The 13,226-nt window shown below is 50.2% G+C and carries 9 protein-coding genes; all 9 read left to right on the top strand.

The features are described 5' to 3' along the window. Positions 1 to 283: 283 nt before the first annotated feature. The 9 genes from ABID13_RS18200 to holB all read left to right on the top strand — a co-directional run bounded on the left by ABID13_RS18200 (position 284) and on the right by holB (position 13,167). Positions 284 to 1,417: an enolase C-terminal domain-like protein gene (locus ABID13_RS18200; RefSeq protein WP_045091687.1), complete on the top strand. Its 1,134-nt coding sequence runs from the start codon at positions 284 to 286 to the stop codon at positions 1,415 to 1,417. Positions 1,418 to 1,489: 72 nt separating this feature from the next. After that, positions 1,490 to 2,368: a carbohydrate ABC transporter permease gene (locus ABID13_RS18195; protein ID WP_048931058.1), complete on the top strand. Its 879-nt coding sequence runs from the start codon at positions 1,490 to 1,492 to the stop codon at positions 2,366 to 2,368. After that, positions 2,368 to 3,222 (top strand): carbohydrate ABC transporter permease, encoded by an 855-nt coding sequence (locus ABID13_RS18190; protein ID WP_045091689.1) that lies wholly within the window; start codon positions 2,368 to 2,370, stop codon positions 3,220 to 3,222. The genes ABID13_RS18195 and ABID13_RS18190 overlap by 1 nt, the downstream gene beginning before the upstream one ends. Positions 3,223 to 3,358: 136 nt before the next feature. After that, positions 3,359 to 4,726 carry an ABC transporter substrate-binding protein gene (locus tag ABID13_RS18185; RefSeq protein ID WP_007870558.1) on the top strand — a complete coding sequence of 456 codons (1,368 nt, stop codon included), beginning with the start codon at positions 3,359 to 3,361 and terminating at the stop codon, positions 4,724 to 4,726. An 84-nt stretch (positions 4,727 to 4,810) separates the two neighbouring features. Further along, the gene (locus tag ABID13_RS18180) at positions 4,811 to 5,947 is read left to right on the top strand and encodes a mandelate racemase/muconate lactonizing enzyme family protein (RefSeq protein ID WP_007870555.1); all 1,137 of its coding nucleotides are present in this window, start codon (positions 4,811 to 4,813) and stop codon (positions 5,945 to 5,947) included. 4 nt (positions 5,948 to 5,951) lie between these two features. Beyond that, on the top strand, positions 5,952 to 7,088 hold the full coding sequence (locus ABID13_RS18175; protein ID WP_048931057.1) for a mandelate racemase/muconate lactonizing enzyme family protein: 1,137 nt from the start codon (positions 5,952 to 5,954) through the stop codon (positions 7,086 to 7,088). Between the two features lie 51 nt (positions 7,089 to 7,139). Continuing rightward, positions 7,140 to 10,151, top strand: coding sequence for a glycosyl hydrolase (locus ABID13_RS18170; RefSeq protein WP_048931056.1), 3,012 nt, complete (start codon positions 7,140 to 7,142; stop codon positions 10,149 to 10,151). Between the two features lie 26 nt (positions 10,152 to 10,177). Then, entirely contained in the window at positions 10,178 to 12,097 is a 1,920-nt protein-coding gene (locus tag ABID13_RS18165; RefSeq protein ID WP_048931055.1) for a sigma 54-interacting transcriptional regulator, read from the top strand. An 80-nt stretch (positions 12,098 to 12,177) separates the two neighbouring features. Continuing rightward, on the top strand, positions 12,178 to 13,167 hold the full coding sequence (gene holB, locus ABID13_RS18160) for a DNA polymerase III subunit delta' (RefSeq protein ID WP_048931054.1): 990 nt from the start codon (positions 12,178 to 12,180) through the stop codon (positions 13,165 to 13,167). Positions 13,168 to 13,226: the final 59 nt, after the last annotated feature.

The raw sequence follows: 13,226 nt of genomic DNA, 5'->3' as shown, positions 1-13,226 counted from the left end.
TAATAAACGGATTTTATGAAGAACGGTGCAGCCAACGGGCTGTGCCGTTTTTCTGTCTTTGAATTTTATTTTATAGGGATCGTAAAACTTCCGTGCATACATTTCATTGCAAATATATATTTGAAATGGAAATGAAATGGATTAGAGGAAATTCTGCAATGAATGTAGATCATGCACAAAAATGAAGGAAAAATACCAAATGTTTAACAATTGCCCGGAAAATCAAAAACCATTACAATTTATATATATTTTTGATAAAAAACAGATAAAAAGGGGGATAAAAATGTTTGAATTTACCCATAGGATTCGGTTTTCTCATGCAAAATATTATAGTTTTCGTCCGATCCCTCTTCCCAAGCCCTTTAAAGATGGTACGGGAGGATTTGGTAATTTTGCACCAGAGCGGGGATGTATCGAATTATATGACAGTGAAGGGGCATGCGCCCATTTGGCCTGTACAGGCCGTTTTGTTGAAATGATCCTGCCTTTGATATTAAACAATGAGACAAAATCTTTTAAGGAGTGGAAGCAGAGCCTGTATTGGAAATTCCGCAATGAGGGTTTCCAAAGCGGACCGGCAGTGGAGGTGGGGCAGTTGGAGATCATGATGATGGATATCCTGGCCCAAAGAGCAGGATTGCCTTTACACCGGTTCATGGGTGCTGAGAAGGATTGGGCGGCTGCCTATAAGGGAGGCGGTTCCCTGCTGCTTTCCGATGAGGAACTGGTTGAGGATATGCAGAGGTATGTGGAGGAGGGATACCGTACCGTAAAGTTCAAGGTAGGAAGCGATGAGGGAACCGATATGGGGCGTGACGTAAGACGCTTTAAAAAGGTGAGGGATGCTCTGGGAGAAGAAGTTGCGATTGCTGTGGACGCAAACCAGAGATGGAGCGTGGAGGAGGCCTGCCAATTTGGAAAAATGATAGAGGAGTATGATCCGGCCTGGTTTGAGGAACCGATACATGCCCATGATATGAACGGTATCAGGAGGCTGCATGAGCTGCTGCCGGATATACAGCTGGCGTTTGGGGAGTCCATGAGGATCTCTTATGCGTATGAAACATATGCGGAAAAAGGTGTGGGCCATTTGCAGCCTTCCTTTGGGCGGATGACCAGGATGGACGATCTGCTGCGTATCCGGGATATGGCCAGGGAAAAGGGGATCCGGTTCTCCTCCGGGGGGAGAGTTTACATGAATGCCAGTTTTGGATGCCTCTATGGGCCGGAAGAGTATATTGAGTTCCATGAGCCTCCTACTGTGCCGGTAGGCGAGTATACCATGTTTTGTCCTGAGGAACGGAACGGGAGGTTTTATGTATCAAAAGACGCGCCTGGAATTGCCCAGAGGATGAACGTGGAAAAGCTGGAGAAGGACGGGCTGCTACAGGGATATGAGATCTACCGTCCAATGTGACAAACAGGAACCGTACATAGCAAACATAGAAGAAAGGGGACTGGAAACGGAATGGGAAACAGGAGACGTATTATGAACCGGAAAAGCGCGCCGTACCTGATGATTCTGCCGTCTATGGCAATGATCGCGCTGTTTATGTTTTATCCGATCTTTATGACATTTTTTAACAGCTTCCACAATTATATTCTGACGCGGCCAAAGGATTATGGGTTTAACGGGCTTGACAATTATGTAAAGCTTTTTGAGGATCCCGTATTCTTTAAGGCGCTTAAGAACACCGTGGTGTGGACTATATGGAATGTGGTGCTTCAGGCAGGCTTTGGCCTTATGGTGGCTATCCTGATGAATACTGATTTTAAGGGGCGTAAGCTGTACCGCATGGTAGTATTTTCACCGTGGGCCTTTGGAGGCATGATCGTGGCGCTGGTGTTCAGTTACATGTTTACAGGTCAGACTGGAGTCATCAATGATATATTGATGCGGGCCGGGATCATAAAGGACCGTATCCCCTGGTTTGCCACAGGGACGCGGGCCATGGGGGTGCTGATCTTTACCACCACCTGGAGGGGCATCCCCTTCTTTGCAGTATCCTTTTTGGCCGCACTGCAGTCCATTCCTCATGATTATTATGAGGCGGCGGATGTGGATGGGGCAGGGGTAATATACCAGTTTCTGCATATAACCATGCCCCTGATCCGGAATACAGTGATCCTTACCACTATGCTGCGTACCATATGGACATTTAATATTGTGGATATCATTGCGGGTATGACGGCTGGAGGGCCCAACAACGCTACCATGACCCTGCCTATGTATCTGATGTCCAAGTTTAACGAGGGCATGGATATCGGATATTCCAGCTGTATGGCTGCTGTTATGGCGTTGATCCTGGCGATATTTGCAATCGGCTACTCCCTGGTGGGAGGATTTGGGAAGGAGGGAGATCTGTGATGACCTATGGACAAAAGAAACGGCTGAAAAAGAGACTGCTTAGGATCCTGACCGTCAATATACCGTTGATCCTATTGTTTGTGGTCATCGTGTTCCCGGTATATTGGACCGTAGTTACTTCATTAAAGGATGAATCTACCATATTGGATATTCCCATTAAGTATTTCCCAAGCCCTGTCACATTCAGCAATTATAAATATATCTGGGAGAATATGGGGTTTGATCACTATTTTTTCAACAGTGTACTTGTGACCGGAGTCAGCACCATTGCAAGCACTGTTATATCGGTGTTTGGCGGATATGCTATTTCCCGGTACCGGTTTAAGGGGAAAGGCCTATCCTATGGGGTGCTTCTGGTATCCCAGATGTTTCCTGGTGTGGTGTTAATGATCCCCCTGTTTGTTATTTTTAAAAACCTGGGGATCGTAAACTCCCCCTATTCACTGATGATCACCTATACAACGGTGCGGATCCCTTTTTGTATGATTATGATCAGCGGATTTGTATCCGGTGTATCCCCTGCATTGGAGGAGGCGGCGCAGATTGACGGCTGTACTATAATGCAGTCGGTTTTCCGGATCGTGGTTCCTACGATCGCGCCGGGGATCGTGGCTGCAGGCGCCTTTTCCTTTGTAAGTTCCTGGAATGAATATGTTTATGCATTTACCTTTTTAAGCAGTGAAAAGTATTTTACCCTTCCCATTGGTTTAAAACTGATGCAGGGGGAATTTACCGTGGCCTACGGAAGCCTGGCGGCAGGATGTGTGATGGCCCTGGTGCCTGTGCTGATCCTGTTTGCATATATTCAAAAATATCTGGTATCGGGATTGTCCTCAGGGGCTGTGAAGGGATAGGCTCCGGTTGGATTTAATAGATAACGGGCTTCCGGCCGGGATGCCTTTTATCATAGAGAAATGTTACTACAAAGGCATGCTGATAAAAGGCCCCAAAGGGCCGGCAGCAGATGACTGAAAGAAGGGAGAATAATTTATGAAGAAATTATTGGCGGTAACACTGGCAGCGGCGGTGCTCGCAGGTATGACAGGATGCGGCGGGAGTAAAGGCGAACCTGCATCATCCGCGGCGCCGGCCGCGGCAGCTCAGGGGAATGGAAATGAGATGGCTGAGACCACAGCACCAGAGACAGGGAAGGAGCCTGTAACAATTACATTCTGGCACAGGGACGGCAATACCACCTCAAATCCTATTTATGCGGAGGTGATCAAAAACTTTCAGGAGAAATATCCATGGATCACAGTGGAATACACGGGCCTGGCCTCTGATTCCTATACCCAGAAATTTAACACCGCGGTGGTGACGGAAAGCACGCCGGATGTGGGTACGATCAGCGATAAAGACCTCTACGCCCTGGTGGCCCAGGACGCCCTTATGCAGTTGGATGATGCCTTTAATGCCTGGGAGGAAAGGGATAACCTGCTCCCCAATATCGTAGAGCAGGCCAGGTTCTATGCACAGGATGGAAATCTCTACCTTTTAGGCTATGGCAAGACCCAGGAAACCTCCTGGTACAACACAAAGTGGCATGAGGAAAAGGGCATTGAGCCTGCCGGATCCATTGCGGACTTGAGAACGTATTGCGAGGAGTACGCGGAGGATGGAACGTACTATTTCTCTCTGCGGGGCGGTTCCGGATCTGCGGAAAACCTGTTTATGTTTATTCTGTCCTACGGCGGGGAGAAGGCTTTCTTTAACGAGGATGGGACCAGCACGCTGAATAACCCGAAGGTAGTGGAGGGGCTGGATTTTTACGCCAACCTGTATAAGGACGGCCTGGTATCCCACGATGCGATCTCCAACGGTTACCGTGAGATGGTGGCGGAGTTTGGCGCCGGAACAGCACAGTATATCATGCATAACTCTTCCTCTGTATCAGAGCATACAAAGAACCTGGGCGAGGGAAATTTCCTTCCGATCCGGCCTCTGGAAGGTGAGGATGGGATCGCTGTCTGCAAGGCTCCTACATTTATGGGATCTGTTGTGTTCAAGAACACTGAGCATCCGGAGGAGGCCGTTCTTTTTGCTGAATACCTGGCTTCCGCAGAAGGAGCAGGCTATGTGGACAGGAATGAGGGCCGTGTACCTGTAAACACAGGCATCTATGACCAGGATTGGTATAAGGAAAATCCCTACTTCCAGATCTATGCGGAATTTGAAAACGATCCGAACCTGGTATTTGCACAGTTTCCCATCTATCTGGATGGGTATGCAGAGTATGCGTCAAATGATATTGTAGCGGATCTTCAGGCTGTGATGATGGGGGATAAGACAGCACAGGAGGCCTGCGATAAGTGGGCCGCGGATCTGACCAGGCTGCAGCAGGAGTGGATGGCGGATTAACCTGACTGCAGGGCCGCTTATATGACAGATAAAAGGGACTGCCTCCGCGTATTGCCCGGAGGCGGACGGCTATAGAGGGTGTATATGAAAAGAACAACGGAATACAGGCAGACAAAACTGAGCTTTTCAAGGGCAGTTATATATGGACTGAGTCCGATTCCACAGAAGGAAGTATTCTATGATGCCACAGGAGGCCCCTTTACTCACACAAAGGTGGAGTTTTTAATGGAACTCTATGACAAGGAAGGGATTGCAGGGGTGATACCCTGCACATCCCTTATGGAGGAGCGCCTTCTCCCCTTGGTGCTTACAGGTGAGGAAAGGACGTTTGAGGAGTGGAGCCGGTTTCTGTATTGGAAATACCGCAACAATGGATTGGCGGGAGAAACCGTCCGGGAGATAGGCCGTTTTGAATTCGCCCTTCTGGATCTTATATCGAAGCGGGCGGGACTGCCGGCCCATCGGTTTCTGGGATCGGACAAGGATTGGGTACCCGTCTATGGAAGCGGCGGCAGCACCCACTTAGAGGGGCTTTCCCTGGCAAAGGAGATGGAAGGATTCCTTTCACATGGACATCGGATCGTAAAGATGAAGGTGGGTACGGATTTCGGGACAAGGCTTGACCGGGATGTGGAGCGGGTAAAGCTGGCCCGCGGTGTCATAGGACCGGATGTGGGCCTGGCCCTGGACGCCAACCAGGTGTTTACCGTGGGGCAGGCGCTGGAGTTTGCCAAGCGGGTGGAGGAGTATGACATTGCGTGGTATGAAGAACCCCTGCACAGTCTGGATTACTTTGGCTATCGTGACCTGGCAGAGCAATGCCCAATCCCTGTATCCTCAGGGGAGAGTTTTTATAACCACTATATGTTCCAGCCGCTGCTGGAAACAAAGGTGAGGCATTTTCAGCCGGTGGCAGCAAGTTTTGATGGGATTGAGGATTGGTTTGAGGTAAATGCCATGGCCAAGGAATGCGGCGCCGTGATATCATCCGGCGGCCTGCCCATGCTTTCCGCAGTGATGATCGCAAATGCCGGGGAAAACGCAATGGTAGAATTTTTAGAGCCCTGCAACCAGCCCCTGCTTGATTATATGGATATCCGGGTGGAAAGAAAAGACGGCAGGTTCTACTTCCCGGATGCGGCCGGGCTGCCCTGCCATTTTGATATGGGCAGGCTTGACAAAGAAGGATTTTTAAAATCTAAAAAAATAATAGGGGCATAAGGATATGTTTGATAAGGGATTAGATGTAATGCTGAAATTCGATGGGGCGGCGGTGTATACCTTTGTTCCCAAGGAGCTTCCGGTGGATTTCTGGGATTCCACGGGAGGGCCTTTTCACTACTGGAATATGACACATCTTGTGGAACTGTATGAAGCCGGCGGGATCACGGGAACCATGATCTGTACTGAGCGTATGGAGAAGGTAATACTGCCCCACATCCTGACCGGAGAGACGAAGACGGCAGAACAGTGGCTTGACCGGGTGTACTGGCAGAACCGGAACAATGGATTTAACGCAGAGAGCGCTTACGAATACGGAAGATTTGAATTTCTGATCTATGATATATTGGCCAAAATGGATGGAAAGCCCTTGCATCGTTATCTGGGGGCGGAAAAGGACAGCCTGGCGGCCTATGGGAGCGGCTGCGGTACTAACCTGACAGATTGTCAGATGGTACAGGAACTGGAGGATTTCCTAAAGGCCGGATACAAGACAGTGAAGATGAAAATTGCCTCAAATTTCGGCGCGGATCTGGACAATGATATCCGGCGCATTGCCCTGGCCAGAAAGACCATAGGGGACAGCATTGGACTGGCAATTGATGGAAACCAGTATTTTAAGCCGGAGACAGCCCTGGAATTTATAAAGAGGGCCAATGAGTATAACATTGAGTGGTATGAGGAACCGGTCCATTGCTGTGATTTTGAAGGCCTGTCCTGGTTGACAAAGCGTTCCCCTGTGGATATCGCCATGGGAGAGTCCATGAGAAACCACTATATGTTCCGGGAGTACTTAAACAGAGGAGTGAAGCATTTTCAGCCATGTCCTTCTAATATGGCGGGGATCAGGGAGTGGATGGCTATCAGGGATATGGCCCGGGAAAACAAAATTAAGCTGACTTCCGGCGGCCTTCCGTATATGGCATCCCCGTTGATCGCTACGGCGGATGATGAGGCCAGGCAGGAGTATCTGGCGCCCATTGAAAGCCTTCAGAGGGAGTATCTGTCGGTGAAGTGGGAGATTAAGAATGGAAGATTCTATCTGCCGGACATTCCCGGGGTTCCTTTTGTGGTAGACCTGACATCCATGAGAAGGCATTGCCTGATTGCGAAAAAGGAGTATTTTTATCCCGGGAAATAGTCCTGGTATTACATAGACAGCGGCGGCCGGTGTTGGAATTTGGGAGAAGATATGGGACTTGAGACAGGATATGAGGATCTTAGATTAGGAATCCAGCCCTTCTGGTTTTGGAACGGAGGGATGGAAACGGAGGAGATCCTGCGGCAAATTGAAGAGATGCATAAGCAGGAGATCCAGGGCTTTATCATCCATCCCCGCCAGGGGATGGATGTTCCGTATTTATCGGAACTTTTTATGGAAAAGGTGGAAATTGCCGTCCAGGCGGCCGGGGAGAGGGGAATGGAGGTATGGCTCTATGACGAGTATCCTTATCCCAGCGGCGTGACAGCGGGCCAGGTGCTTTTAGACCATCCGGAGTACCAGTGTAAGAAGCTGGAGATGAGGTCGTGTACGGCAGAGGGCAAAGAGCGTGTTGTCCTTGACCTGCCCTGGGGCCAGGTGCTGTCGGCCATGGCCTATCCTTCTAAGGAAGGGAAAATTGAATGGAAAAAGGGGATCGGGCTTTTGGAATATACGGGAATCTCCTACAGCCAGGAGATCTTCCAGTTCAGCGGCCTGACAGATTATAACAGGAAGCGGTATTTTACAGGGGGACAAAAGAAACAGCTTCAGTGGGAGGCGCCGGAGGGAAGCTGGCAGATTTATGTGTTCACAGAGGTGGTAATGACAGGATTTAAGTATTTTGGAACGTATGTGGATACCCTGAATCCCAACGCTGTGCGCGCTTACCTGGATACTACCCATGAGCGGTATGCCAAGAGGCTTGGGAGGTATTTTAAAACGGTGATCAAGGGGATCTTTACCGATGAGATCACGGCTTTTCCTCCGGACAGGCCCTGGTCAACTCTGCTGCCTGACCTTATAATAAAGCGGACAGGCATAGAGATCCTTTCGTACCTTCCGGTGCTTTTTGGGATTTCCATGGGGGACATGACGGACCGGGTCCTGTATGCATATTGGGATACCTGCACAGAGGCTTTTACAGAGAGCTATGACAGGCAGGTATCCCGCTGGTGTGAGGACCATGGACTGCTGTTCATAGGAGAAAAGCCTATTATGAGAAGCAGCTCTCTCCGCTATATGCACTGCCCGGGCGTGGATGCCGGGCATCAGAAAGCGGGGGTGCATCCTCTGATCGCTCCTGGCAAATACAGGGCCAACGCCAAATTTGCTGCATCAGCAAGACATTTTTATGGAGGCAGGGCGGCTCTGTGCGAGGCTTTTCACAGTATTGGCTGGGGAATGACATTACAGGATATGAAGTGGACATTTGACTGGCTGGCCGTTCAGGGAATCCAATGGTTTGTGATCCACGCCTTTTACTATACATCCAACGGCCTGAAAAAATATGATGCCCCTCCCTCCGCTTTTTATCAGATGCCCTGGTGGAAGGATATGAAGGAGTTGAGTGCGTATGCCGGCTACATTACAGAACCAAACCGCACGCTCCGCCGCATCGTTCCCCTGCTCCTTGTGGATCCGGTCACCTCCTTGTGGACGGCAGGGAAGGGGCAGGATGAAAAGAAGAAGCAGTTTGGCCGGCTTCAGGAACTGTTTTTAAAATACAGGCTGGACTACTATGTGATCGATCCGGGGCTTCTTGCAGCGGGAGAGGTCTGCCGGGATGAGGAGGGGGTGGGGATCCGCATCAATGGGGAGCGGTTTTCAGCAGTGGTGCTCCCCTATCTGGATAATCTGGAGGATGCATGTTTCCGGAAGGTGGAAGAGTTCACTGAGGCAGGTGGGATTACAGCGGCAGTGGGAAGCCTGCCGGAGAAACAGATCCAGACACTGGATCCCGGACCGTGGATGAAGGAGTGGCTGGAAATGGGCAGAGGCAATGGTTTTTATGTGAGGGAGGGGGAGACACTGTGCCGCTGCCTTAAGGAACGCCTGGGTGGATACAAGCTTGAGGCAGCCGATGGCCGGGGAATGGAGGACGTGTTCTCCGCGGAATACGGCAGAGCGGATGGAAGAAGGGTCTATTTTCTGGTAAATGCAGGCCCGGCGGAGCGGTGGATTAGTGGTAATATAGTGGATGGATCCCTGCGCCTGGCACCCTTTGGATCAGGTATCTTTACCGCGGATGGAAATGGAATGATCCGGGGAGGGATGGGAACAGAGGAGCGGACCGTGGAGCTTTCCCTGGACGGGGAATGGCGCCTGGCATTAAAAAGGCCCAATGTACTGCGCCTTGGAAGATGGTCTCTGCGGGCGGAGGGCACCGGACAGAAGGCACCGGACGTGGAGCCCATGCCGGTGGTGGATCAGCTGGAAAAAGGAAAGATGCTGATTCCGGTTGCGCTGAAACGGCAGTTCGGCTGTCCAAAAGAGCTGGAACTTTCAGAGGATGACTATGAGTACCAAACATCATTTTCAGTAGATGATCCCTCCGTGCTGACAGAGCCGGTCTATTTGGCCATGGAGCCGGAGGCTGTCAGGGGTTCCTTTCGGATATGGCTGAATGACCGGCCTTTGGATGAGATGTTTGAGACAAAGGAGCTGTGGCTTCCTAATAATCTGGCGGTGGAGTGCGGCAAACGGCTGCAGATGGGGGAAAACAAACTGCGGCTTGTGGTCCGTTGCAAGGAAAACTTTGACGGGCTGCGCTGTCCGCTGTACCTGGCCGGTGCATTTTCCGTAAGGATCAAAGGTCTTGGCTGGGGGATCGGGGCGCTTAAGAAGTCCGTGCCATTAAAGGATCCGGAGGCCGGGGGGATCCCCTTTTACGGTGGAGTGGCTGAATATGAAAAGGATATCATAATGGAAGGGGCTGCTGCGGGGGAACCGTTCACTCTTGCCATAAGGGATTCCTGGCTTCAGGACAGCGTGGAACTGTGGGTAAATGGCGTATGCCTGGGAACGCGGGCCTGGTCGGAGTATGGCTGGAGGATTCCGGGAACACTTTCCACGGACGGACCGGTTACAGTCAGGCTGGTGATAGCCGGTACACTGCTGGGCCTGAACGAGGGGCAGCGCTTTTGCCCAAAGAGCCATCGATACGTGAATTACCAAGGGGAAGAGGAGGAGATCCAGGCTTATGAGGCGGTAATCTATAAATAGGGGCGATAACAGAAAGTAGGGATAGGATGGCAGGAATTGCATTTTTTGCACCGGATCAGGGCGTATATGATATGGCAAAGGAGGTTCTGGCAGAAAACCCGGGAAACATTTCCCTTCTAAAGAAGATTGAAGGAGGACCAGATGCGGTGGCGGAGGCGAGAAAGGCGGTGTCGGATGGTATCACCATCATTATTGCCAGGGGCCGCCAAGCCAGGCTGATCGAGCAGTATACCAATATCACGGTGATCCATATTGTCCTGACAGCCCAGGAGATGGGACTTTTAGTCATGGATCTGAAGGAGAAGATAGGAAAAGAACATCCACGCATCGGGCTGGTGGGGGATCCCAATATGTTCTGCGATACCACATGCTTTGATCAGCTGTTCGGAGTACAGCTGTTCCGATATTATCTGGATGAGGGGTACAATTTCCAAAAGGTGCTGACAGATGGGATCTTTGAGGAACTGGACGGGATCATAGGCGGAGCGGATGTGCTGGCTTATACAAAGAATTTCCGCAATGATAACATTGCATCGGGATATTTTTACTCCACAATGGAATCAGTGAGGAATGCAATTATCCAGGCGGAGGCTTTGTACCAGGCCATTCAGAAGGAGAAGAGCAACAGCGTCCGGTTTGCCGCCGCCATGGAGGGGGCGGTAAACGGTATGCTGCAGGTTGATAAAAAGGGCGCTATCACTGTAATGAACCATGCCATGGAGCTGATGCTGCGCCAGTCCATCACTGATGTAAAGGGAAAAGCCGTCACGGCTGTCCTGGGTGATATGGATAAGAAAGAGGTGGAAAAGGTCCTGGGAAGCACGAAGGAAACTTACTGCTCCATTGCCTGTATCGGCCGGGAACGGGTGATGATCATGATGACGCCCATTGTCATTGCGGATCAGGCGGACGGGGCGATCATTTCCTGTAATAAGATTAAACGCCCGGTCAGTGCTGATGAGACAAAGCGGATGAAGGACCAGTACCTGTGCGGATATATTGCCAAACATTCTTTTTCAGATATTGAGTATCTCAGCCAGGGAATGCCAAAAACCGTCCAGCTGGCAAAATGTTATGCCATATCCGACAGCCCTGTGATCATCTGGGGAAACCCTGGGGATGAGAGGGAAGAGATGGCCCAGGCGATCCACAACCACAGCCTGCGAAAGTCAGGCGCCTATATCTCTGTAAATATTGCGGGGCTTTCCGATGAGGCCCAGATCGACCTGCTGTTTGGGAAGCGTTTTCTGAACCCGGATTCCAGGGAACAGACCAAAGGAGCGCTTTTGGCTGCGGAGAACGGTACCCTGTGCATCAATGCGCTGGATAAAATGGGGACCAGAACCCAGTACTTCCTTAATAATATTATCCAGAACAATACCCTTCTCTACAATGATCTGGACCGGATCCAGAATGTAAATACCCGTCTGATTGGCACCACCACCAAGGACATGAGGAAACTCCTGGAAATGGGGCTGTTCAGGGATGATCTGTATTATGCGTTCTGTTCCATGGCGCTGCGGATTCCGCCTCTGAGGGAGAGAAAGCAGGATATTGAACGGCTTGTTACGATTTACATCTCCCATTATGTGGAAAAATATTCCACCTTCCATGTACTCACGGACAATGCCAAGAGGATCCTCATTGAGTATTCATGGAAAGGAAATCTGGTGCAGCTGAAGCATTTCTGCGAGAGATGCGTTCTGACCTCAGGGAGGCGGATCATGACGGACAGGTATGTTATGGAGCTTCTGGAGGAGTTATACGGGAGGGAGGAACAGGTTCCCGGATTGGAAGCCGGAAACAGGAACATGGAGGAGGCGGACCGGGAACTCCTGTGCCTGACATTACAAAAATATAACGGCAACAAGACATTGACTGCCAAGGCTCTGGATATCAGTACCACCACATTGTGGAGAAGGCTGAAAAAATATGGGATTGATTAGGAAAAACTTAAGGGTATACATTAAAAATATCTTATGTTATACTAATTTAGTATATTTTTGCGCCAAGGGGGACCATCAGAATGCTGGGTTTTAACGATATATTAGGTCATGAACAGATAAAGGATCATTTCCGGAACGCGGTTCAGACAGGGAAGGTTTCCCATGCTTATATATTAAGCGGAGAGGCCGGCATGGGGAGGAAATCCCTGGCCAATGCGTTTGCGCTGAACCTGCTGTGTGAGAAGGGGCTGCCGGATCCATGTATGCAGTGCCACGCATGTAAGCAGGTGCTGGCGGGAAGCCATCCGGACCTGATCTATGTGACCCATGAAAAGCCAGCCAGTATTGGCGTGGATGATATCAGGGAACGGATCAATGACACTATTCTGGTAAGACCCTACAGCAGTTACTATAAAATTTATATTGTGGATGAAGCGGAAAAGATGACGGTCCAGGCCCAGAACGCCCTTTTAAAGACCATTGAGGAGCCGCCCTCCTATGCGGTGATCCTGCTTCTGACCACGAATCCGGACGCATTTCTTCCAACCATCCTTTCACGGTGTGTGCAGCTGAAGCTGAAGCCCCTTAAGGATGTGGTGGTAAAGGAATATCTGATCCAGTCCCTTGGGGTGGAGGAGAGCCAGGCTGAGATCTACGCTGCTTTTGCCAGGGGAAACCTGGGCAAGGCCATTCATCTGGCGGAGTCAGAGGATTTTAAACGGATGTATGATGAGATCCTTCATATGCTGAAGCACTTGAAGGAGGCGGATATATCGGAGCTTTTAGATTATATCCATAAGCTTCGGGAGGAGAACCTGGATATCTACAGCTGTCTGGATTTCATGCAGATGTGGTACCGGGATGTTCTCATGTATAAGACCACAAAGGATATTAATCTGCTGATATTCAAGGATGAGTTTTCAACCATTAAGTCCATGAGCACGGTCAGCGGATATGAGGGACTGGAGCGCATACTGGAAGCCATTGACAAGGCCAGGATACGCCTGGATGCCAATGTTAACACAGAGCTTGTGATGGAGCTGATGCTTTTGACCATGAAGGAGAACTAGTATTAGGACAGACAGTATTAGGACAGACGATATTAGGACAGACGGTTTTTAGGATAGAT

Origin of the sequence: Enterocloster citroniae (genome assembly GCF_040545455.1) — a bacterium.
GTDB classification, from domain to species: domain Bacteria; phylum Bacillota; class Clostridia; order Lachnospirales; family Lachnospiraceae; genus Enterocloster; species Enterocloster citroniae.
This window is presented reverse-complemented; position numbering and strand designations above follow the sequence as displayed.